The sequence below is a fragment of the Methanobacterium congolense genome, from assembly GCF_900095295.1.
Lineage (GTDB): Archaea > Methanobacteriota > Methanobacteria > Methanobacteriales > Methanobacteriaceae > Methanobacterium_C > Methanobacterium_C congolense.
In genome coordinates, this window is record NZ_LT607756.1 from 2,273,045 (window position 1) to 2,295,137 (window position 22,093).

At 39.9% G+C, this 22,093-nt stretch carries 22 protein-coding genes; 8 read left to right on the forward strand and 14 right to left on the reverse strand.

What is annotated here, in order from left to right:
• The first annotated feature begins 7 nt into the window (after positions 1-7).
• The 3 genes from rsmA to MCBB_RS10930 all read left to right on the forward strand — a co-directional run bounded on the left by rsmA (position 8) and on the right by MCBB_RS10930 (position 1,956).
• A complete protein-coding gene (gene rsmA, locus MCBB_RS10920) occupies positions 8-856 on the forward strand; it encodes a 16S rRNA (adenine(1518)-N(6)/adenine(1519)-N(6))-dimethyltransferase RsmA (protein WP_071907788.1) in 849 nt (282 codons plus the stop codon).
• A 96-nt stretch (positions 857-952) separates the two neighbouring features.
• Positions 953-1,261: a carboxymuconolactone decarboxylase family protein gene (locus MCBB_RS10925; RefSeq protein WP_071907789.1), complete on the forward strand. Its 309-nt coding sequence runs from the start codon at positions 953-955 to the stop codon at positions 1,259-1,261.
• A 101-nt stretch (positions 1,262-1,362) separates the two neighbouring features.
• Positions 1,363-1,956: a HemK2/MTQ2 family protein methyltransferase gene (locus tag MCBB_RS10930; RefSeq protein ID WP_071908089.1), complete on the forward strand. Its 594-nt coding sequence runs from the start codon at positions 1,363-1,365 to the stop codon at positions 1,954-1,956.
• A gap of 158 nt (positions 1,957-2,114) precedes the next feature.
• Here MCBB_RS10930 and MCBB_RS10935 read toward each other — a convergent pair whose 3' ends face one another.
• The 5 genes from MCBB_RS10935 to MCBB_RS10955 all read right to left on the reverse strand — a co-directional run bounded on the left by MCBB_RS10935 (position 2,115) and on the right by MCBB_RS10955 (position 7,952).
• Positions 2,115-3,371 (reverse strand): Nramp family divalent metal transporter, encoded by a 1,257-nt coding sequence (locus MCBB_RS10935; RefSeq protein ID WP_084789964.1) that lies wholly within the window; start codon positions 3,369-3,371, stop codon positions 2,115-2,117.
• Positions 3,372-3,639: 268 nt separating this feature from the next.
• Positions 3,640-4,878, reverse strand: coding sequence for a magnesium transporter MgtE N-terminal domain-containing protein (locus tag MCBB_RS10940; RefSeq protein WP_071907790.1), 1,239 nt, complete (start codon positions 4,876-4,878; stop codon positions 3,640-3,642).
• A gap of 59 nt (positions 4,879-4,937) precedes the next feature.
• Positions 4,938-5,390 (reverse strand): Lrp/AsnC family transcriptional regulator, encoded by a 453-nt coding sequence (locus MCBB_RS10945; RefSeq protein ID WP_071907791.1) that lies wholly within the window; start codon positions 5,388-5,390, stop codon positions 4,938-4,940.
• A gap of 508 nt (positions 5,391-5,898) precedes the next feature.
• The gene (locus tag MCBB_RS10950) at positions 5,899-6,906 is read right to left on the reverse strand and encodes a hypothetical protein (protein ID WP_071907792.1); all 1,008 of its coding nucleotides are present in this window, start codon (positions 6,904-6,906) and stop codon (positions 5,899-5,901) included.
• 59 nt (positions 6,907-6,965) lie between these two features.
• The gene (locus MCBB_RS10955) at positions 6,966-7,952 is read right to left on the reverse strand and encodes a hypothetical protein (protein ID WP_071907793.1); all 987 of its coding nucleotides are present in this window, start codon (positions 7,950-7,952) and stop codon (positions 6,966-6,968) included.
• A gap of 433 nt (positions 7,953-8,385) precedes the next feature.
• Here MCBB_RS10955 and MCBB_RS10960 point away from each other — a divergent pair, with 433 nt between their 5' ends.
• The 4 genes from MCBB_RS10960 (at position 8,386) to amrS (ending at position 11,447) form a co-directional block, all read left to right on the forward strand.
• Positions 8,386-8,784 (forward strand): Zn-ribbon domain-containing OB-fold protein, encoded by a 399-nt coding sequence (locus tag MCBB_RS10960; RefSeq protein WP_071907794.1) that lies wholly within the window; start codon positions 8,386-8,388, stop codon positions 8,782-8,784.
• Positions 8,756-9,217 (forward strand): sirohydrochlorin nickelochelatase, encoded by a 462-nt coding sequence (gene cfbA, locus MCBB_RS10965; protein ID WP_071907795.1) that lies wholly within the window; start codon positions 8,756-8,758, stop codon positions 9,215-9,217. Before MCBB_RS10960 ends, cfbA begins: the two co-directional genes overlap by 29 nt.
• A 19-nt stretch (positions 9,218-9,236) precedes the next feature.
• Positions 9,237-10,358, forward strand: coding sequence for a thiamine-phosphate kinase (gene thiL / locus MCBB_RS10970; protein ID WP_071907796.1), 1,122 nt, complete (start codon positions 9,237-9,239; stop codon positions 10,356-10,358).
• An 84-nt stretch (positions 10,359-10,442) separates the two neighbouring features.
• Complete coding sequence (gene amrS, locus MCBB_RS10975) at positions 10,443-11,447, forward strand: AmmeMemoRadiSam system radical SAM enzyme (RefSeq protein WP_071907797.1); 1,005 nt, start codon at positions 10,443-10,445, stop codon at positions 11,445-11,447.
• 38 nt (positions 11,448-11,485) lie between these two features.
• Here the strand turns inward: amrS and MCBB_RS10980 are convergent, their stop codons facing one another.
• The 5 genes from MCBB_RS10980 to purE all read right to left on the reverse strand — a co-directional run bounded on the left by MCBB_RS10980 (position 11,486) and on the right by purE (position 15,526).
• On the reverse strand, positions 11,486-12,172 hold the full coding sequence (locus tag MCBB_RS10980; protein ID WP_231916364.1) for a DNA alkylation repair protein: 687 nt from the start codon (positions 12,170-12,172) through the stop codon (positions 11,486-11,488).
• A 19-nt stretch (positions 12,173-12,191) separates the two neighbouring features.
• A complete protein-coding gene (locus tag MCBB_RS10985) occupies positions 12,192-12,590 on the reverse strand; it encodes a hypothetical protein (RefSeq protein WP_071907798.1) in 399 nt (132 codons plus the stop codon).
• Between the two features lie 254 nt (positions 12,591-12,844).
• The gene (locus MCBB_RS10990; RefSeq protein WP_071907799.1) at positions 12,845-14,131 is read right to left on the reverse strand and encodes a UbiD family decarboxylase; all 1,287 of its coding nucleotides are present in this window, start codon (positions 14,129-14,131) and stop codon (positions 12,845-12,847) included.
• A 130-nt stretch (positions 14,132-14,261) separates the two neighbouring features.
• Positions 14,262-14,408, reverse strand: coding sequence for a hypothetical protein (locus MCBB_RS12180; RefSeq protein WP_171899134.1), 147 nt, complete (start codon positions 14,406-14,408; stop codon positions 14,262-14,264).
• Between the two features lie 101 nt (positions 14,409-14,509).
• Complete coding sequence (purE, locus tag MCBB_RS10995; RefSeq protein ID WP_071907800.1) at positions 14,510-15,526, reverse strand: 5-(carboxyamino)imidazole ribonucleotide mutase; 1,017 nt, start codon at positions 15,524-15,526, stop codon at positions 14,510-14,512.
• Between the two features lie 260 nt (positions 15,527-15,786).
• Between purE and MCBB_RS11000 the strand changes: the two genes are divergently transcribed.
• Positions 15,787-17,499: a glycosyltransferase gene (locus MCBB_RS11000; RefSeq protein WP_071907801.1), complete on the forward strand. Its 1,713-nt coding sequence runs from the start codon at positions 15,787-15,789 to the stop codon at positions 17,497-17,499.
• A gap of 257 nt (positions 17,500-17,756) precedes the next feature.
• On the opposite strand, the gene mmp11 is transcribed toward MCBB_RS11000, so the two are convergent.
• From mmp11 to aksF, 4 genes are all read right to left on the reverse strand, one after another.
• Positions 17,757-18,689 carry a methanogenesis marker protein 11 gene (mmp11, locus tag MCBB_RS11005; protein WP_071907802.1) on the reverse strand — a complete coding sequence of 311 codons (933 nt, stop codon included), beginning with the start codon at positions 18,687-18,689 and terminating at the stop codon, positions 17,757-17,759.
• Between the two features lie 319 nt (positions 18,690-19,008).
• Positions 19,009-19,419: a 6,7-dimethyl-8-ribityllumazine synthase gene (gene ribH, locus MCBB_RS11010; protein WP_071907803.1), complete on the reverse strand. Its 411-nt coding sequence runs from the start codon at positions 19,417-19,419 to the stop codon at positions 19,009-19,011.
• A gap of 159 nt (positions 19,420-19,578) precedes the next feature.
• The gene (locus tag MCBB_RS11015) at positions 19,579-20,787 is read right to left on the reverse strand and encodes a cysteine desulfurase (RefSeq protein WP_071907804.1); all 1,209 of its coding nucleotides are present in this window, start codon (positions 20,785-20,787) and stop codon (positions 19,579-19,581) included.
• A gap of 267 nt (positions 20,788-21,054) precedes the next feature.
• Positions 21,055-22,044, reverse strand: a complete 990-nt coding sequence (gene aksF / locus MCBB_RS11020; protein WP_071907805.1) for a homoisocitrate dehydrogenase — start codon at positions 22,042-22,044, stop codon at positions 21,055-21,057.
• Positions 22,045-22,093: the final 49 nt, after the last annotated feature.

Sequence of the window (22,093 nt, forward strand, 5' to 3'; positions counted from 1 at the left end):
GTTAACCATGAATCTAAGGTCTCAAACCATCAACGTACTGAAATCCAACAACATAAGGCTTGACAAAAGGAAGGGACAGAATTACCTCATAAACCCGGGCATACTCTCAAGGATAGTTAAAAGTGCTGAACTGTCCACTGAGGATACTGTTCTTGAAATTGGAGCAGGAATTGGAACCCTCACCCTTCCCCTTGCAGAGAGGGCTAAAAAAGTTGTGGCAGTTGAACAGGACATTAAAATTGCAGATGTTCTGAAAAAAAGGCTTGATGACCTTGATATTCACAACGTTGAAGTGATTGTGGGAGACGCAACTCAGATAGATTTTCCTGAGTTCAACAAGGTTGTTTCAAACCTTCCATACAAGATCTCATCCCCAATAACATTTAAACTCCTTGAACATGACTTCGAGTCTGCAGTGCTGATGTACCAGAAGGAATTTGCAGAGAGGATGGTTGCAGAACCTGGAAATAAAAATTATTCAAGGTTGTCTGTTATGATGCACTTTGGTGCAAAGGTTACCATGTTGTTCGATGTTCCACCATCTGCCTTCATTCCCCAGCCAAAGGTGTCCTCTGCAGTTATCAAATTAACCCCTGACAAAAGAGAAGGCGCTTGTGATGAGGATACCTTCAAAAAAACTTCAAGGGCCCTTTTCCAGCATAAACGTAAAAAAGTGGCAAACGCTCTCCTTGATTCATTCCATGAGATACAGGTAACTGATAAAAAAACAGCTAAAAAGATTGTTTCATCTCTAGATCCAAATATCATCAGCGAAAGAGCAGTTAACCTCAATCCGGAGGAGATACTTAAAATTTCAAGGGATATAAGATCCCTTTTAGAAAGGAACCGGAACTGATGAAGGGCACAACACTTTAAAGGCACAATAATTTAAAAGGAGTTTACTAATAAGCCAATCATAGTTTGTAAAAGTTGATCTAGTAAAGGTGTTTTGATGAACAAAAATCCCTACGAAGTATTTCAAAATGAATGTCCAGAACTTGCAGCCAGTTTCAACAATCTAGTGGCAGCACAGCGCGACTTAAAAGGATTGGATCCTAAAACCAAACAGTTGATAAACATAGCCATCCAAACTGCGAATAAAACTCCCATGGGAGTTAAGATGCATGCAGTTATGGCTAAAAAATCTGGTGCAACAAGGGAAGAGGTTGTTGGTGCAGTTGCAATGAACCTTCACCTTTCAGGCCTTGGGACTGTGCTGGAATGTCTCCCAGCAGCAGTGAAAGGTTTTGATGAAGAATAAGTTCTGGATATCCAGTCCAGCTTCACTTTTTTGTCATTACATATTATCTAATTAAGTTATAGGTCATGAATCAAATTTTACAAGGTGATTTAATGAAAGAAATGTTTGAATACAACGATACTTATTACTACGTCCATGAAAACGTCTACGAGCCGGCTGAGGATACATTCCTACTTATTGACAATCTTCAAGTTGATCGAAAGGATCGTGTTCTTGAAATAGGAACTGGAACTGGATTGGTAGCAGTCACAGCCGCTAAGAAATCCATGAAGGTTGTTGCAACCGATGTAAATCCCCATGCAATTGAATGTGCATCTAAAAACATCATAACCAACAGGACCTACAACGTTGAACTCAGACACGGAGACCTTTTTGAAACTGTTGAAGGTGAAAAATTTGATTTAATCCTTTTCAACACACCATATCTTCCTACAGGAGAAGAAGAAACTGTTGAAGGTGATTTGAACGCTGCATGGGATGGGGGTGAAAACGGCAGGGACGTTATTGACAGATTCCTTGACGAACTCCTTGAACACTTGACCCCCAAGGGGAGAGTCCAGCTCGTTCAATCCTCACTATCTGATAACAAGGAAACCCTTGAAAAACTGAAAAATATGGGTTTTGAAGCAAGTATAACTGCAAAAGAGCATGCTTTCTTTGAAGATATCGTGGTTATAACTGGAATTTTAAATTAAAAGCAAATAATATAAAATATACTAAATTTCTTTAAAAAATATTTTAAATTTTTAAAAAATAACTTAAAAAATAAGAAGAAATTTTGGGAATGAAAAAACTTTTTTTTAGGGATTATTTTATGGATTAAATGTGTTTCGCCCAAATTGTTTTATCGCGGTCACATGAAGCTCGTTGCAACAAGGCCTAAACTTAACCCAATGACTATTATAACAGTTGCCCAGGCTATGTAGTTGAAGAGCCTGGAGTTGACGTATTCTCCCATTATGTTTCTGTCGTTTACTATGAGCAGCATGAATATCAGGATGAATGGGAGTAATATTCCATTTGCAACCTGTGAAAGGTAGAGTATGGGTAGAAGTGGGACGTTAGGGAGCATTATAATGATGGTTGCAAGCAGTATAATTCCAAGATAGAGCCCGTGGAATACTGGTGCTTCCCTGAAGTTTTTTGAAATCCCAGTTTCAAGGCCCAGACTTTCACAGACATAGTAAGCTGTTGACAGTGGCAGTATGACTGCTGCAAATAAGGATGCATTCAAAAATCCCAGTGCAAAGAGTCCACTGGCATACTGGCCTGCAAGTGGGAGTAAAGCCTTTGAAACATCTGCAACGTTGTTTACAGCCACACCGTTTGAGAATATGGTTGATGCACATGCAAGTACTATGAAAAATGCCACAATACATGTAAATGCTGGCCCAACCACTGCATCGATCTTGGAGTACTTCAGATCCTTGATGGAAATTCCCTTTTCAACCACAGATGATTGAAGGTAGAACTGCATCCAGGGGGCTATGGTTGTACCCACCAGTCCTATAACCATGGTTATGTAGGCTGCACTCATGTCTATATGGGGCACCACAACACTGTGAAGGGCTAGGCCCCAGTTTGGATGGGCGAGAATTCCCGCAACAATGTAAGAAAGGTAGACCAGGGACGCCCCTATGAATATCTTCTCAACACTGCGATAGTTGCCCTTTATAACTAGTCCCCATACAAAAAGGGCTGCTACTGGTAGGGCTATGTACTTGGGTATGCCGAACATTCCTGTGCTCACTGCAATACCTGAAAATTCAGCCAGGGTGTTCCCAAAGTTGGCCATCAGAAGAGCTATCATCACGAAAAATGTGATTTTAACCCCAACTTTCTCCCTTATAAGATCTGCAAGTCCTTTTCCAGATACAACACCCATACGCACCCCCATTTCCTGTACAACTGCAAGTGCTATGAGCATTGGCACGAAGGTCCAGAGCATGGTGTAACCGAAGTTGGCACCTGCAAGGCTGTAGGTGGTTATTCCACCAGCATCGTTGTCAACAGTGGCTGTTATTATACCCGGGCCCATGATTGACAGAAACAAGATTAAACTGGCCATTCTTGGGCCTTTAAATGATCTGAGTAAAATTCTGAAATCCAATGTATCCCCACCTCATTAGATAAAAAATTGTAATAGATAATTGATTTAATAGATGTTAAAGTTTTAAACGATTTCAGTTCCAATTAACTTAAAAAAGGAACATTTCTACATTTTAAAGATTTTTAAACATGTTAAATTGTAAAGCAGTGAATTAAATTAATATTTTCAATAGCCGAGTCCCTTAAAAAATATGAAAGGTGTATGAAAGGGGTTTCGCGGTCCAAGTAACCTACTGAATCACGTAGTACTGGATTTTCACGGATTTTCACTACCGGAACATCCTTGGAACCTTTTTCTTCCAAGCTGTAGGCAGCACTATATCTATTGCATCATCAACCGTGATTATTCCCCTTATATTTTTCTCATTCTCAACCACGGGCAGTGCCAATAGGTTGTACTTGGCTATCTTCTTTGCGACCTCGTACTGATCCTCCATGACGTCAGCATTTATTACATCCCTGATCATGAATTCAGAGATTTTTTTGGTTGGATCCGCTAGTAAAAGTTCTCTTAGGGTCATTACCCCCACGAGATCGCCAGATTTTGATTTCACGTAGATGTAGTAAATGGTTTCAACGTCAGGGCCAACTTCTCTTAGAAAGTTCAAAACATCCTGAATAGTCATATCCTCTTGAACTGATGCAAATTCTGTTGTCATTATTCCACCAGCTGTATTTTCAGGGTATTCAAGAAGTTTTCTCAGGTCTTTTGACTCTTCAGGTTTCATCAAGGTAAGAAGTTCCTCTGCCTTTTCATCAGGCAGATCTCCAAGAAGGTCTGCTGCATCATCAGGTGACATTTCATCCAGAAGGTCTGCTGCACGTTTACTATCCATCTCCTCAAGAAGAGATACCTGTCGTTCTGGTGAAACTTCTTCAAGAGTATCTGCTGCCGATTCATCATCCAATGAATTCAGTATCGTTATGGATTCATTGAGGCCTAATTGATCCACAATTTCCGCTATATCCGCAGGGTGAAGCTTTTTAAGGTTCTGCTTTGGTACCTTGAGTTTCACCTTGGAGTAATCACCTTTAAGGGTGTCGATATCGTTCCAGGCAATTATATCCTCTTCTGTTTTTACACCAAGGGTTTTTACTATTCTTTCAAAGCCCAACCTTCTCATTATGCCGTGGATCCCTATATCAACACCTATCACATGGTAATAACCATTGGTAGCCGATAATTTCAAATCGTTGACCCGTCTTAACTTCTTGTCCTCTATGTCAACAACCTGCATGTCCAGTACATCTTCAACAAGCCGTATATCACTTCTGGTAATTTTATACTCGTTAATATTACCCAGATCTGTTTTAAGCTTTAATTGTCTTCCCATTTTATCCACGTACTTCCAAGGGATCGTGGACTGATCCTTTGAAGACATTTCTATTGTTAAAGCCTTTATTATAGGATATGGACTTTCTGATGACACTATAACATCTTTAATTTTGCCTAATCTCTTTCCTTCTGGATTTATGACTGTTTTCTTGATAAACTCGCTTAAGTACAAGCTTTCACCTCCTTGGATTTTATGGATGCTTCCCCAGATCTCTACTGATCTACGGAATTCTATTTTTCAGGCCCCATTGGTGGCACAACCCCTTCTTTAACACGTTCCATGACTATCATTTCTGTTAAATCCTCAACTCCATCAACGGAACGTATTTTACTGTTTACTATCCTGTTAAGTTCATGTATGCTGTGCGCCCACACCTTGATTAAGATGTCGTACTCTCCTGAGATGCTGTAAACCTCGGAAACTTCTTCAAGTACCGATAACTCTTTTTCAACGTTTTCGTGTTTTTCTGATTCAGTCTGAATTATGATTATTGCAGTAACCTTCAATCCTAATGTTTCAGGGTTCAGTATCAGAGTGTATTGTTTTATAGCATTTTTTTCCAGTTTTTTGAGTCTGTTGGAGATAGTTGCATCTGGTATATCAATCTCCTTTGACATCTGGGAGATGGTAATCCTCGAATTTTCCACAAGGGAACGAAGTATCTCCATATCTGTATCATCCATTTGGAAATCACCACAATCTGTATTACCTCATGGAACCGCTCTGAATTTTAATTTATCCTAAATTCTTATGGTTCCAGCTTCAATGAATAACGGTAAAATTCATTCTTTAGTCAGTACCAGTATATTACTGAATTACCTTATAAACATTTGGGAAGTTTACCCAATTTTTTTTTAATTGTTGGAAAATTACCAATATTCCATGGAATATCTGGTAATATACCACATATCCCAATTATACTACTAAGGTTTAAAAGGATGGAACTGTTAGGAAACGTCATTAAATTCCTTTAAAGTTGAAAAAAGTGATTTTAAAAATAATTTTCATTTTAACGAATAAAAGCTCCAATTAAGGAGGGAATTACATCAAAACAATAGAATTTAGTAAATCAATTGAAATTTGGTAAAATAATTGAAATTTGGTAAAATAATTGAAAATATACCAAAAATCTACCTTAAATAACAACTGAAGAGTTTAAATTGAAAAACAGGGGGTAAGAATAACCAAGATCTAAACCCAGACCCTCAAAACGAAGTAAGCAGGTTGAGGATTTATATAATCCAAACGAACATTTGAGGAGGTAGTTCCCTTGGGAACACCAACGACATATGCATCGAAGGATCTATCAGGAACTCCACTGGTCAGTACGTGTAGCCAGAGAACTGCAGTTTGATTATCCCCTAAAAGTTCTTTTATTTCGTTATTTACAGATATGGGACTTGAAGTAAAAGTTTCACCATTCTTTTTCATTTTATCAGGACTGTCTATTATCCATCTAGGGGAAACATCAGTTAAATCCATGGGATCAGTTAGAACATAAAAATCCGTTGAATTCAAATCCTTCTGGGTGATGTTAAAATGGTGGCACACCCATCCTGGTTTTCCAGTTTCAAAATCAGGTTTTTCATGTTTCATGGATGCATTGAGGCCTGCGTGGGGGCAGATTTCCCAGTCAGATCCCACCCCCTGAGTCCATGGGGGGTTGCTGTGGGCGTTCATACTCACCTTGCAGGCCATGTACATGTAACTGCAAAGAACTGTTCTGTTTGCAACTGCAACGTCTGAAGCACTGCCTGGAGGAGTTTCATTATGCACCTCAATTGGGGGCAGACCATTCAAAGGATAAATGATGATTGTAGAATCTGAACCATCTGGAAGTATCGTTGGCATCAACTGGTCATATTCCTGTTTCAATCTGTTTATCTTTTTTATGGAAATGGTTCCAGGTACGGTTCTTCCGGTTTCAGGGTCTACCTCTGCAAGTCCCGGTGTAACCATTCCTCCAGATACTTTCTCCCAGTCCGAAGGATTTCCAGGGGTTTTTATAAGATTTTCTGCAGTATCCATAGTTACCCTTTGAAGGGAATGTTCGAATGAATAATCCTGAATTTTGTAACTCACACTATCCACTGCATCAGCTGAAACACCGATTAAGACGGTTAACACAACTAAAGCCAGTAACAAGTCCATTGAAAATACTTGACCACACTTATCATCCAGAATTTTGCTCAAAAACATTTGATTCCCTCAACCCATGAAGTATTTTTAATGTTTCATCAAAGGATAATGTCTAAAATTCAGATTATGCCATATTTATTCTGGTGTCCATTGTCCAGAAACAGTTTAAAGTAATATACTCCATTCTTGTAGTAGACCACATGATTTCCAGGGTAAGTTCCACTCACACCATTGGTATCATTGAATATCACGTGATCCGAGGAGCAAGGTGCTGAGTTAACTGTGTTGTTGGGTGAGGGTGCCGGTACCACGAAGGTTTCGAATCCGTAATGTGGGCAGGTGGATTTACCTTCCAAACGACACAAAAAACATGACCCATCACTGCTTTCATGAAAGTATCCATTGTCTATGCAATTTTTAAGTATTATAAATCCTTGACTCTTCCCATGGGATTTATATGGATCGTAGGGGCATTTCTTTATGATAAGTGGGGATGTTGCATTTTCATAGGCCCATGCATTTGGTACTCCCCTGTAATTAAGGTAATTTTCAAGGCTTGAACCGTAAATTATTCGTTCAGTTGTGTTTGTAACTCCACCATAATATTTACACTTAATGAATGGTATGGGGTCTGCAACTCTGCATTGGGGACTTGTTATGGACACTTCTTGTGTTAAATTTTCCATATGGCTTATATTTCCCTTTTCAACCCAAACTGTGGTGTTCACTTCCACTTCAAAGGGTTCAGCAGAGGAATCCACAGCCCTAACCTGGCATTTGACCTTCAAACCAGTACTGTTACCGTAAAGTTCGTACTTGGAATTTAATTCCCCTTGAAGATCATCCTTAAGGGACTTTCTACTGTTTGAAAGACTTTCTCCACTTTCAATTACCCTTTTATCTTCTTCCATTAAAACCTGAGATGTTAAAATTGGAATATCCCCTTCAACATCATTAAATGTTTGAAGCACAGCATCTGAAGCCAGATTTGTGCTCACAGAACTGGATCCTATACTGGAAATATCAAATAGCACTGCAACAAGTAAAAGTGCGGGTAAAACCATTAAAAATGACATTGCAGTCATTGCATATCCTCGAGAATCCATGGACACCACAACAAATATTTGTATTACTTATTAATTTTTTTGTAATATTATATAAATGTGTCCGTGTGCAAGGTGTGCGGAAATTCAAATAAATGCACAGATTTAAAAGGGATTAAAACCAAGTAAAACAAGACCTAAACACTTGTATTAATGAAACATAAAATCATCATAATTTTTATGTCAGTCCATAATAAAAACCCATAATAGATGTATGTAAAGAGGAGTGCAAAAGAATTTAATATGCAAGGTTATAAAAAAGAGGTTAACCTTATAAAATTCAACAGTTCATTGATAAAACAAAAAGCACGTAGATTGCAATAAATATATTTCAGAAGATGTGTCCACTTTAAGATTTTTTTTAAGCGGTTGATCGTGTGATTCAACTGATTTTTATGAATTATTCTAAAAAAAGTAAATTCAATGGAGGTTCAATATGAAAGACATCGTTAGAGGTTGGCGCCATATACCACAGCGGTACAGTCTCATAGGATCAAAATGTTCACAGTGCGGAAAGGTTTTCTTCCCAAAAAGGGTTATATGTCCAGAATGCAGGCGAAAAGGTAAACTAGAGGACATACATCTTTCAGGGAAGGGAAATATATACACCTATTCCGTTATAAACACCCCAACAGATGAATTCAAAAGTCTGGCACCCTACGTGGTTGCGATCATAGAACTTGAGGAAGGTGCAAAGATAACTTCTCAGATAGTGGACTGCAACCCTGAGGAAGTTGAAATAGGCGATGAAGTTGAGTTGGTCTTTAGAAAGATAAAAACAGAAGGCGCGGACGGAGTGATCTCATATGGATACAAATTCAAGCTCAAAAAATAAGGTTGGTGTTGTCCTTGTGGGGCATGGAAGCAGATTACCTTACGGTAAAGATGTTGTAAGCCAGATCGCAGATATTTACAGGAAAAACGGAGACAATCTAGTCGAAGTAGGATTCATGAACATGAACAAACCTTCAATACCCCAGGCAATAAACAAGCTTGCGGCAGAAGGTGCCGAGAAGATCGTTGTGACCCCAGTGTTCCTTGCACATGGAGTCCACACAACCCAGGACATACCACGCATTTTAGGTCTGAACAACGGCCACCACGAGGAAGAACATGACCACTCCCACGAACACGGTCACGAACACTCCCACGATGATGGGTCAGACGAAGAAATAGAATTTGAAGGCGAAATAATCTACACCGAACCACTAGGTGCTGATGCTAGAATCGCTGAAATAATAAAAGATAGGGTCGAAGCTGCCCTTTGAATCTTAAAGATCCAAAAAAATGAAAATTTCTGACCTTGGGGAAAAGGAATTAATAAAAAGACTCCTCAAAAGGAGCCAAAAATTCCAATCCCACCCCCTTTTTTTAAATACCTTTCTTGATGACAAATCATTTAAAAGCAGAAGCGATGATGCAGCACTCATAGATCTGGGTGAAAACTATCTCGTTGCAACGTCAGACATGCTGATGCAGTCGTCCCACTTCCCCCCTCAAATGACAGCACACCAGATAGGGAAGAAAGTTGTAACAGTTAACGTCAGCGACATTGCAGCCATGGGCGCAGATACCATAGGTATGATAATTTCAATGGGACTGCCCAGTTCAATGCCCCTTGATTACTTCGACCAGATGGTTGAAGGCATTCTCGAGGCATGCAAAGATTATGGAATGGTTCTCATTGGAGGAGATACCAACGAATCATCAGAACTAACACTCTGCGGGACCTGCATCGGCATGGTTGCAAAGGAAAATGTGCTGATGAAGGAAGGAATCAAACCCGGTGATGTTGTTGCAGTCACAGGGGAGCTTGGTCTTGCTGCTGCAGGTTTTGAGCTTTTGATCCAGGAACTTGAAGGATCTGATGAGAACAGCTTCGATGAGGATTTTGAAGAAAATTCTGAAGAAGATTTTAATTCCAATGATAATAATTCCCTAGACGTTTTCAAGGATACTGCCCTTAAACACGCACTTGAACCCCATGCAAGGCTTGAAGAAGGAGTTTTACTTGGAAAAACTGGTTACTTAACATCTGCAACCGATATAACTGATGGACTTCTAAGCGAAGTGGGGGAGTTAATGGATGCAAATCCGGGGATTGGAATGAAACTCCACCAAAGCAGGATCCCCATGGATCCAGAACTGTTTAAACTGGCTGATGCTCTGGGTAAAGATCCACTGGAACTTGCCTTAAGCTATGGAGAAGATTTCGAACTTCTTTTAACTGTAAAGAAGGAAAGGTTTCATGAACTTAAGAAGGTTGTAAATGAAGCCTTTGAAGGGAAGGTCATCCTTCATGAAATTGGAATGGCGGATTCATCCGGCAGGATCAGCATGATAGATAAGGATAAAAAAACAAAAATATTAACAGCAAGAGGGTACCAGCACTTAACTGATTCCAGTTAAGAATCACCATTTCATTGTTGTAATGGTTTTAATTCCCTCTTTAAAAAAATATATTAAAAAAACTGATTTTTAAAGGTGGTGGCCATGAAAAAGGAAGCCATTCTTTATGAAAAAATTGGAAAATCCCTTAACTGTAAAGTCTGTCAAAGACGCTGCATAATTTCAGAGGAAAAGGAAGGTTTCTGCAACATGCGCAGAAACGAAGCTGGGAAACTCTACAGCCTCAACTACGCTGCAGCCTCATCTGTTTCAGTGGACCCAATAGAGAAAAAACCACTGTTCCATTTCTACCCAGGTTCAACATCATTCTCCCTTGGAAGTTTGGGCTGCAACTTCCGATGCAAGCACTGCCAGAACTGGACCATATCTCAGGCAGATCTTGGAACCATTCCAACCCAGGAAATACTTCCAGAAGAAGCTGTGAATCTTGCAAAGGAGTACGGTTGCAGATCAATATCCTGGACCTACAACGAACCAACCATGTGGTTCGAGTACACCCTGGACTCTGCAAAGTTAGCCCACAAGGAAAATATAAAGACCGTTTACGTTACAAACGGCTACATGACAGAAGAAGCCCTTGATACCATAGCACCCTACCTTGATGCTGCAAACGTTGATCTCAAGGGAATGTCAGAGGAGTTCTACAAAGATCTGTGTGATGCCAGGCTTCAGCCGGTTCTTGAAACCATTAAAAATATGTATGATATGGGAATTCACCTTGAAGTCACGAACCTCATGATTCCCACCTACAACGACTCTGATGAGGATATCCGTGCCCTTATCAAGTTCATGGTGGAAGAAGTTGGGGTTGAAGTTCCACTGCACTTCACACGGTTCTTCCCCTACTACAAACTGGACCATCTGCCCCCAACTGAAATTGCAACCCTGGAAAAAGCCCATAAAATGGCCAAAGATGCAGGTATGAAGTACGTTTACGTTGGCAACGTTCCATTCACAGATGGTGAAAACACCTACTGCCCTGAGTGCGGTGAACTCCTCATAAAGAGAGATGGATTCGATGTGGTTGGAGACAGGGTGAAGAAGGGGAAGTGTTCCAGCTGCGGGGCTGGGATCGACATAATCTATTAGAAATGAATATGTGTATTAAACAAAATAAAAAAAAAGCCTTAACTAAATTTTTTCTGAACCTTTTCACCTCTCAACTCCCTCAAAGCATCTGCAGCTATCCATTTAGCACTTTTAGAATCCATACTCTGGATCTCCTCAGCAACTTCAATGGCCTTTCTGTTGAGGTTCATATTACGCTTGCCTATCTGCCTTAAAGCCCAGTTAACCGCCTTTTTAACGTAGATCCTATTGTCATTTGATTCTCGGATTATTGAAGGGAAAAACTTCATCATTTTCTCGTTGGATGCCTTTTTATCGTGCACAGCCATAACTGCCATGAGAGCAAATCCTGCCCTTTTAACGAATTCTTCATCACAATTACTCCATTCAAAGGCTTTTTTATATGCGTAGGGTGTTTTTCTGAAGAGGTTGATGCAGCACTGGTCGCAGATCTCCCAGTAATCGAATTCAGCAGCCCATTCGTCCATCTGCTCCTCAGTGACCATCATGGGATCCTCCACTATGGAAGCCATGATCCTGGTTTCCCTGTAACCTGCATCCCAGAGTTTGGCTGCAAGTTCATGGTCCTTCCCAGCCTTACGTGCTATACGTCTGATTTCAGGCATTCTAACAGCGTAAGTCTTTTTAGGACTTATTCCGAATCTGGCCATGCCTTCCCTTTCCTCTGGTTTGGAGAGAGATTCCAGTTCTGCAATTATATCCTTGTATTCCATACTCCTCTTCATATTAACCCCTATTCCACTTTTAATCTTCTTTAATTCTTTTCTTTAATTCTTTATCTGCAGTGTATCCCATTCCCAAAGTTACCACTGGAATTATCAGGTATGTGAAGCCTACGTCCATCATGTAGTCTGAAAAGCCCATGTGCATGGGGCTTGGTGGTAGAAACATCATGAGGTCTATTGCTATACTTATTACAAACCATGAAATGCCTATAGTGATCCCTTCACTTAGAAAATCCTTATCTTGCTGTTTGAAGTAGCTGAGGGTCAGTGCAACCACGGTTGCTGTGATGACAACAGGCATTATGGACTCGAAGAATGGGTTGGCCGATTGTTTCAGGGGATATATCAAAAAAGAAACCAGAAATGGTATAAGCCACATTAAAATACCGTAAAGCATTATTTTAATGTATTTATTCATGTTTTCACCAGCTTATTGTTAATTTTAATATCATGTTTATATTACTTTAAATGCTTATCAATATTATCTTATTCATTCAGTAATTCACTTGATTTTGGGACATATAACCCTTGAATATCTTCAATTAACGATGCAGGTTTATATCTCAATAATTTATCTCAATAATCAAAAAAAGGAGGCCCTGATACTAGCATGTAAAAGAAAATCTAAAAAGGAAGTTTTAATAATTTTTTTTAATTGAATTCAGTTTAAATCTAATCTCCGCTCATACTAACCCTCTCAAACTTCTCTTTTTTATCTATCAACTTGGTTGCGTCAACCCCAACCTTGGTTGTTGTGCCGTCTGGAGTTGCACATGGATCAAGGGAGGAACCCCTTGCTTTAGGAACTGTTATGATGTCATCATCCCCCTTCACACGGGTTGCAATTGCATATTCAATATCTTCAGGCTCGAATATGTTTATGTCCTCATCAACCACAACACAGTGCTTCAGTGATGGATGAGCTGCAAGTGCAGCCATTATCACATTTTTACCGTCCCCTTGAGTCTGTTTCTTTATTGAAACAGCTGCATGAAGCCAGCAGCATCCTCCCTCTGTGAGAACAACGTTCTGCACAGTTGGAACCGTGTTCTGAACTGCCTTGTATATCCTTGGTTCCTGAGGTAGTCCCTGGAGCAGTTTATGCTCGTTTCCTGCAGGCATTATTGCATGGTACAGTGGATCTTCCTTGTAGTGCATTTTATCCAGCTGTATAACTGGTTCCTGGCGCACCACATCGTAGGTGTCTGTCAGATCAACGAATGGTCCCTCTTCAGCCCGTTCATGGGGCAGTATTTTTCCTTCAAGGAGTATTTCACAGTCTGGAGCTTCGATGTCCACGTTATCACAGCGTATGAGGTTCATGTTCCCGTTGTGGAAGGTGTTTGCCACCTCAAGTTCATCTGCAGTTATTGGTATGGATGTGCAGGATGCAAGGAGGGTTGCAGGATTCATACCAATAGCTATGGCTATCTCAAGGGGCTTATCCATTTCTTCAGCTTTATTGTAGTATGTGTAGAGGTTTCTTGGAACGATTCTGATTCCAAGCCTGTCTTTGTCGTTTACAAGCATCCTGTGTATCGATGCGTTTCTGGTACCTGTTTCCGGATCCTTGGCTATCACCACACCTGCCGTGATGTAGGCCCCACCATCCTTTTTGTAGTGTGTGAGCACCGGGAGCTTGGAAAGGTCTGCCTTTCCTGAGAATTTGAAGTTATCCTTTGTACTTTCAATGTTCTGGATTTTCTGGGGATGTTCCATTGCATGGATTATTCTTCCAGTTATCTCAGGTACTTTTGCAGATATTGCAGTTGCTATCTTCTCCCTTGTGTTACATACACCGGAGATTATTCTCATATCACTCTCTGCAACGTTTTCAAATATAACAACATCCCTAGGATGTTCTCTTAATATTTTAGAGGCTTCATACTTTGTTGATATCTCTTTTTCAATCTTTAGAACCTTAAATTCTTCTTCCAGGGTTTTGAGAAACTCTTTCATATTATTCACCCTTCATTCATTGAATCCTGTACTACGTATTAAATTTAAACATGAATGGTATCTGAAAATATTATCTGAACGTGTTTTATCTGAATGCATTGAATACACTGCATTAAATGTATTTTAACGATCATTTGATCATGGTTGCAGCAAACATGACCAGAGCAATGACCACCAGTCCAAGTAGTATGTAGTTGGCACTGCATCCACATGAACTGTACTGGGGATCTTCAGATCCTGGAGAACATGTCCCCTCATTTTCAGCATTCTTTTTCACTTGCTCACCTTAAACTTAGTGTTTAAATCCTCTAATTTTAAATCCTCAGCAAACATTTCAGATTCAGTCCATAAACCATCCATTTAAAATCTTTTAGTGGATCATCTCACATAGCTCATGTTGTTTTTGAACCTCAGAAGATCATTCTTTACAGTTGAATCTCCCAATCCAAGGATTTCGGCTGCAAATAATGCTGCATTAGACCCTGAATCTATACCCATTGTTCCAACAGGGACCCCTGGAGGCATGTTGACCATTGAGAGCAATGCATCCATTCCTTCCATTTTTATGGCACATGGGACGCCTATAACTGGTTTTTCTGTGTGGGCAACCACAGCGCCAGTTACATGGGCTGAAAGCCCTGATATGGCTATGTAAAGTTTAACTCCTCTCATTTCATCCATGTACCTTTCAAATTTCTCAGGATTTCTTATCGGGGATACAACAGTTGAATCATAGCTTATATTCATCTTATCAAGGAACATCGTGGTTTTTTTAGCCACCTTCATGTCTGAATGACTTCCAGATATCACTGCCACGTCAGGATAACCTGGATCATCAAAGACTTCCCTGTAATTTTCTTGGGGTTTTGATTTTGGACTGAACTCCTTCTTTGAATAGAAAGTTCCATTGAGTTTTCCTTCAAGTTTTTCCTCATCGTCCTTTATTTTGAAGAAGAAGTTTCTGCGCATGTTGGAAAGTCTTTTCCGCACCTCTTCGTCGTGTGCCCCTATTATCTGTGCTGCGAGTATCGCTGCATTTTCACCCCTGTCAACACCTACAGATGCAACTGGTGCACCTATTGGCATCTGAACCGTTGCAAACAGTGCATCGAGACCTCCAAATTTAACATTAACAGGGACGCCCACAACTGGTTTGTGGGTGTTTGCAGCCATGATTCCCGGCAGATGAGCAGAAAGTCCTGCAATTCCAATGAAAACCTCCACACTACCTTCAGTAGATTCTTTGACTATCCTCTTAACCTTATCATGGGTTCTGTGTGCTGAAGCCACCCTGACGTCATAGGGTACCTCCAGAGTCTCCAGAATATTCACTGCCTTCTCTGCTATTGGAAAATCAGATGCACTTCCAAGTATTATCATAACCCGTGGTTCCATAATAACCCCCAATTTCTGTTTTGAATATGATATGAACTTTGAAATTAATTTATTTCAATCTTAAACCATTATACACTAAAATTATATGTTTGAGGAAACTAAATAAAGTTTTGTAACGATAAAATTTTTATAGGAAAGGTAGTTCAATACCTGTAAAATACTCGTACTTTTATAATGAATGTAGTTCAATATCTGAATACTTGGACTTATTATAATTGGTGTTCGACCAAAATAAAAAGGAAATGAATTGAGGTGTATCTTTGTCATGGACCATATTGATGCTTTTTCTTTTAATTGCATCATTAAGAACCCGGAAAAAACCTGAAGACATGACTGTTTCAGTTATAATTCCAGCTTACAATGAATCAAATACCATAGAACACGTGATTGGTATTGTAAGATCCATAGGCTACGTATCTGAAACCATAGTTGTGGACGATGGATCAACGGATGGTACTGCAGAAATAGCAGAAAGAGCAGGTGCCAAGGTTATAAAACATTCTAAAAATAAAGGAAAGGGTGCAGCCATCAAAACAGGTTTTAAAAAGTCTAAAGGAGATGTGGCCGTATTTTTAGATGCTGATCTCCATACATTAACTGTTGAACAGGTTGAAAAGATCATAAAACCTATTTTGAATGGTGAAGCCGATATAACCAAAACCAAATTCAAAAGGGAAGCAGGCAGAGTCACCGAACTAACTGCAAAACCCCTTCTGAAGTTCTTCTTCCCGGAGCTGAAGTTCGATCAACCACTGAGCGGGCAGTTCGCTGCTAAAAGAAGCTTCCTGAACAGTATAAATCTGGAAGACGATTACGGTGTTGATGTTGGAATAGTTCTGGATGCAGATGTCCGTGGGATGCGGGTTAAAGAGGTTGACATTGGTAAGATAGAGCATGTGATGTCGTCACTGAGTGATCTGAACATCGTTGCCACTGAGGTCGTTAGAACCATTGTGGACAGGGCAATGGAATATGGAAGGGTTACCATGATGGATTCCCTTGGTAAAGCCATAAGGATGGGAATCTTAGGGCTTTCACTCATCACCCTTGGTGTTTTCTGCATATTCTTCATAAGGTTCATTCCACTGAACATTGGCCTGGCCATAGTGGGAATTGGTGCAGCTGTGGCTATTTTTTACATTGCTAGAATCGCAAGGATGTCCTTTAAAGTTGTTAGAAGATCTGAGGTAAGGTTTCAAACCCTTAAATCATTCTTTTACATGCACAGCCCCATCATAGTGTCTGGACTGATACTGCTGGCTATGCTGACAACACTTCTCGGTGCAGTTCATGTTGATGATGGTAAGATCTCAATTCAACCCAACTCAAGAAACCTCATAATCTGGAATCAACCCCATGAGAACCAGAGTATTGATGTTAGAGGCCCTTACACAGTTGACAGTGCCGTTGAGAATGAGTACAGTAGTTTGAGAATGCCTCAAGAAGCCTTGAACACTCTGGAGTTGAACTATGGAGATTCCATATACATCGACAATGAGAAGTACAGCGTCAACTCAACGCTTCCAGGGGAAGACAACATCATCAGAATGCCCTACACTGCCAGGAACTATTTGGGAATTCAGATCGGGGACAGTATAAGTGACAGCGACTTGCGTAACGTTTTTAAAAATCTGTACGTTGAAAAGGCCCTGAATCTGTCCGATCAAAATATAACCATGAAGCAGGGATTTGTAATTAAAACCAACAATGAAGCAGGCAGAACCGTCAACATCTACATTAACAACCAGAAGGTTGCAACGACATTGGGTGTACTGAAAAACGGGACATATACCATTTACGTGGATGGTTCCGCCTATAAGACAATAAGATTCAACGACCAGAATCCTAATAAAACCTATTCAATTTATATGGGAAATTCCCTGATAAAAGTAGAAATTGGTGATCGTGTGCCTTCAGATATGGAGTTCGCACAGTCAAGTGAGGGTAAATTCTTGAACTTCGTTTCAAGTTAAGGATCGTACCATAAAAAGGGAGATATGGAACTAAAAATTTTCCATCCTTAACTTTCATCATATCCTTGCATTTTAGTTCTCTTTTTAAATCAATTTTTTAAAATAGAAATTAGATTTTATAACTAAAAAAAATTTATTCTATAAAAAAGGAAGCTCATTCTAAATTAGTTTAAAAGAATTCTTAAGTAAAAAAGTGTTAAAAGAAATTTAAATAATTTAAACATCCCAGATTAAAAAAGTGAAAATTGAGGACACAGTTAATAATAAACCTTAACCGCCTCTTCAATATCATTGTAAAGACCTAAAGCTGCAAGAGCCCCAATCTTCCCTTCTCTCCCTGTTACTTCAATGAATTGAACACCTGCTTCTTCCCCTATTTTTTCAGCTTCCTCAACCGTTTTCATGGATTTTTTGGCAGATATTCCGTATTCCCTTATCTTCTCAGGAACCTTTATTCCATCCATAACTGCTACTGCAGTTTTATCAGATAGTGTTGCTTTTTTAAGAATATCAAAGACCTTTTCAACTACCTTAGGTCTGTCTCCAGGTCTTACTGCAAATACCAGGGCTATTGCAACGCAGTTCTGGGTTTTGTTTGGGTTGTGGGGGTAGAGCTGGCACGTGACATGGTCAAGGTAATCGTAGCCCATTTTAGCCAGTTCCATACCTACGTTATTTGCAAGTGTCCATGTTGCTCCTTCTTCCTTGGTATCAGTGTCGTCTATTCCTATAACGAGTTTCTGCATACGGGGTGTAACAACCGCTGCTCTTCCAACCTTGGAACCTCCTCCAACATCATAGAGTTCAACGTGTTTAACTCCTTTGGCCATTCCACGGCACATTGCAGCTCCCACCCCTGCACCTGCAAGGCCTGCATGGACAACTTTAACTTCGTCGCCTTCAACAACAACTTCTTCTATTCCTGCTGCTGAAAAACTTGGTTTGAGTTCCATATCTGCCTTACCAACCTTCAGAAGATATGTGTGCTTATCCCCATCTCTCTTTGAGTCCAGAACCAGGTTGCTGGTTCTTTTGTACTGGTAAATCATCCACTGTGACCCTGATATACATGGATGGTATTCAACAAGTTCCACTCGGTCTCCATCGGCCATTGTGATGACTTTCTTGTAGGGTGCAACCCATGGATCTTTGAATTTTTCTTTAAGGTCTTCTGGTTTTAGTATCTCCATTAAAATCTCCTTAAGATATTGATTACAAGTTAAATTAATGACTTTTCAGTTCGTTGTAAACTTAAATTCGTGGCATCCAAAAACACCACAATGATCATAGGTCTGTTTCAACAGTCTTTTATTTTTATGGTCACATTGAAGATTTTAAAAATTTTTATAAAACGTGCCAAAACTATTTATATGACTTTTATAAACTCAAAAAAAGGGTTTTGATGAAAAAAAGCCAAATAAATCTAATATGACTTAGAATCGTCATAAGTTTCATACGTTAATTTGTTAGAATCTGATTTTAAAAGAAAGTAAAAAAGAATTAAAATGGTTATTCCAATCTTTCAACCATTTTAACTGCAGCTTCAACTGCACGTTTTGCGTATTCCACACGTTGATGAGCTTCAAGCCTTGTCATACCTGGGCCGGATATTCCAAGGGCAACAGGTTTGTCGTAATCAAGTGCCAGATCTGCTATTTTACGTGAAGCATGCTGGACAACGATTTCATCGTGACCTGTGGAGCCCTCTATAACAGCTCCAAGGGTTATAACTGCATCGATGTCGTCCTGTTTAAGGAGTTTTCTAACTGCAAGGGGCATGTCAAACACACCAGGAACAGCTATTACCTCTGTTACTTCAGAATCAAGGAATTTAGCATGTTCTTTTGCCAATTCTAACATCATATGAGTTATGTCATAGTTAAATTCTGCCACTACGGCTCCTATTCTAACTTTTACCATTAAGATTCCTCCAATCAGTTTACAATCCAATGCACTAATAATTTTTGAAACATGAGCGTTAGATTAAATGACTTAAATAGAAGTCAAAGCGTACGCAAACATACTAAAAGCCATGATAAAAATTATAAATAGTGCTGCAATTTGTGCCTTACTCATATTTTAATCTCCAAGGAATTTAGAAATTTCTTCAAGGGATTCAATGAATGTTTGAATCTCTTCCTCTGTGTTGTAGTAATGTACCGATGCCCTGACACTTCCACCGAGTTCATAGGCCCCCAAGTGTCTTATGGCAGGGATTGCACAGTGGTGTCCGCTCCTGACGCATATGTTTTTGAGTTCGTCAAGGATCTTGGCAACATCGTGTGCGTTTACTCCATCTATATTGAAGGCTACTATACCATAAATATTTTCTGGACTTCCATAGACCGTGGTGTTGTCCATGCTGCTGACACCCTCGTACATCATATCAGTCAGCTTTCTGCTGTGTCTCTCAATCCTGTCCAGCCCTATCTTTTCAAGGTACTTCACAGCTGCACCAAGACCTATCACACCTGCAATGTTCTGGGTTCCTCCTTCAAATCGTGCAGGAACCGCTTCAAGTTCAAAACTGCCCTCTTTGACATCCAAAACAGTTCCACCACCAAGATTGAGGGGTTCCAATTCTTCGGCATGTTCATCCTTGCAGTAGAGAAATCCTGTTCCAACAGGGCCTAAAAGTCCTTTGTGTCCTGGGAATGAAACAAAGTCTGCACCTATGTCCCTCACATCCAGTTTCATGTGTCCTGCTGATTGGGCTGCATCAACCATGAACAAGACTTCATTTTCAGAGGCGATTTTCCCTAGTTCATGAATGGGCTGCACAGAACCTATGGCATTTGAAACATGGGTTGTTGTTATGAGTTTGGTTGTTTTGTCAACTGCAGCTTCAATATCTTCAGGGTGAACGATTCCATATTCGTCAGCCTTAACTATCCTCACATCAACCCCCTTTTCCTTGAGCCTGAGCCATGGCAGGAAGTTGGAGTGGTGTTCTATGTTAGGAAGAACAATGGAATCTCCCTTTTTGAAGGGTAATCCCCTTGCAACTAGGTTCACAGCTTCTGTTGTGTTCTTGGTGAAGAATATCTCGGTTGGTTTGGCATTTATGAACTTTGAAATACGGGATCTTGCCTTTTCAAATTCATTCGTTGCCTTGACTGCTAACTTGTAGGCCCCCCGGCCGGTGTTAACGTTGTAGTTGTAGAAGTAGTCGCACATTGCCTCAACAACGGCTTTTGGGGTTGGTGTAGTGCTTGCAGCATCTAAATAAATTGATTCTTCAAGTAAAGGAAAATCCGGTCTTATATCAATTTCATCTCTTTCTTGCATTGGGTAAATCTCCATAAAAATTATCGATCCAAGGATCAGATCTTGATCCTGAACATGGCACTTGTCTACTTAACACCTACTAATAATATAACACGTGTTATAATATATTTTCTGTTTACCGCATTTATAGAGTTATTATTAAGGAAGTTAAAAATAGGTATTTAAGAATTTAAACTGTTTATAATTAAGGCATTACCTTTTTAACAAATGATTTTATTTGAAATATAATTTAAAATAGAAAAAAATATAAAAGAAGGTTTGGAGAATTTAAGACCCTTCAAACTTGGCCCTGACCTCAGATGCCATTTCCATGGTGGAAGCACTGCCTCCAAGATCCCCTGTAACAACCTTTCCATCACTTAAAACTTGTGTGAGGGCTTTTTCAAGTTTTCTGGCTTCATCATTCTCTCCAAGGTACTCAAGCATCATAACTGCAGAGAGTATCATTGCTGATGGGTTTGCAATGCCTTTACCTGCGATGTCTGGAGCTGAACCATGAACAGGTTCAAAGAGTCCCTGTTTATCCCCTATGTTGGCAGATGGTATCAGTCCCAATCCCCCTACGAGTCCTGCTCCCTCATCTGAGAGTATGTCTCCATAGAGGTTGGTTGTGACCACAACATCGAAGTGTAGGGGCATGGTTACGAGGTACATGGCGGTTGCATCAACGTAGAAGTCTTCAGTTTCCACATCAGCATAATCCTCAGCAACCTTGTAGAAGGTTTCCTTGAAAATTCCATCTGTCTTTTTAAGAACGTTTGCCTTGTGAACACCCGTAACCCTGTTTCTCTGAGTAGTTTTAGCGTATTCAAATGCGAATCTGCATATGCGCTCGGAAGCCTTTCTGGTTATGATCCTGACTGCTGTTGCACCATCATCTGTGTACTCCTCACGTCCAATGTAAAGTCCCTCTGTGTTCTCCCTCACGATTACAAAATCAACATCTTCGAAGAGGCATTTGGTTCCTTTGTAAGATTTAACAGGTCTGATGTTGGCGTAGAGGTCCAGTTCCCTTCTCAGTTTCACTATGACGTCTGCTGCAGATTCTCCAGCCGCACCGAAGAGGCATGCCTGTGATTTCTTCACGATGTCAAGTGTTTCTTCTGGAAGTGCAACTCCTGTTTTTTCCTTAGTTTCATCCCCTGCGTCAGCAAAGGTGTAATCAAATTCAAGATTTGAAGCCTCTAATACGTGCAATGTGGCCTCCATAACCTCTTTTCCTATCCCATCACCAGGTATAACAGCTATTTTGTACATTAAAACACCACCTTAGTTTATTTTCTATTAATTCCTACTTTCTTTTATT

Bases quoted from the DNA above. Each gene is read 5' to 3' on its own strand.
- rsmA (WP_071907788.1), top strand. From the start codon at position 8: ATGAATCTAAGGTCTCAAACCATCAACGTACTGAAATCCAACAACATA.
- MCBB_RS10925 (WP_071907789.1), top strand. From the start codon at position 953: ATGAACAAAAATCCCTACGAAGTATTTCAAAATGAATGTCCAGAACTT.
- MCBB_RS10930 (WP_071908089.1), top strand. From the start codon at position 1,363: ATGTTTGAATACAACGATACTTATTACTACGTCCATGAAAACGTCTAC.
- MCBB_RS10945 (WP_071907791.1), bottom strand. From the start codon at position 5,390: ATGGATGATACAGATATGGAGATACTTCGTTCCCTTGTGGAAAATTCG.
- MCBB_RS10950 (WP_071907792.1), bottom strand. From the start codon at position 6,906: ATGTTTTTGAGCAAAATTCTGGATGATAAGTGTGGTCAAGTATTTTCA.
- MCBB_RS10955 (WP_071907793.1), bottom strand. From the start codon at position 7,952: ATGGATTCTCGAGGATATGCAATGACTGCAATGTCATTTTTAATGGTT.
- MCBB_RS10960 (WP_071907794.1), top strand. From the start codon at position 8,386: ATGAAAGACATCGTTAGAGGTTGGCGCCATATACCACAGCGGTACAGT.
- cfbA (WP_071907795.1), top strand. From the start codon at position 8,756: ATGGATACAAATTCAAGCTCAAAAAATAAGGTTGGTGTTGTCCTTGTG.
- thiL (WP_071907796.1), top strand. From the start codon at position 9,237: ATGAAAATTTCTGACCTTGGGGAAAAGGAATTAATAAAAAGACTCCTC.
- amrS (WP_071907797.1), top strand. From the start codon at position 10,443: ATGAAAAAGGAAGCCATTCTTTATGAAAAAATTGGAAAATCCCTTAAC.
- MCBB_RS10980 (WP_231916364.1), bottom strand. From the start codon at position 12,172: ATGAAGAGGAGTATGGAATACAAGGATATAATTGCAGAACTGGAATCT.
- MCBB_RS10985 (WP_071907798.1), bottom strand. From the start codon at position 12,590: ATGAATAAATACATTAAAATAATGCTTTACGGTATTTTAATGTGGCTT.
- MCBB_RS10990 (WP_071907799.1), bottom strand. From the start codon at position 14,131: ATGAAAGAGTTTCTCAAAACCCTGGAAGAAGAATTTAAGGTTCTAAAG.
- purE (WP_071907800.1), bottom strand. From the start codon at position 15,526: ATGGAACCACGGGTTATGATAATACTTGGAAGTGCATCTGATTTTCCA.
- mmp11 (WP_071907802.1), bottom strand. From the start codon at position 18,689: ATGGAGATACTAAAACCAGAAGACCTTAAAGAAAAATTCAAAGATCCA.
- ribH (WP_071907803.1), bottom strand. From the start codon at position 19,419: ATGGTAAAAGTTAGAATAGGAGCCGTAGTGGCAGAATTTAACTATGAC.
- MCBB_RS11015 (WP_071907804.1), bottom strand. From the start codon at position 20,787: ATGCAAGAAAGAGATGAAATTGATATAAGACCGGATTTTCCTTTACTT.
- aksF (WP_071907805.1), bottom strand. From the start codon at position 22,044: ATGTACAAAATAGCTGTTATACCTGGTGATGGGATAGGAAAAGAGGTT.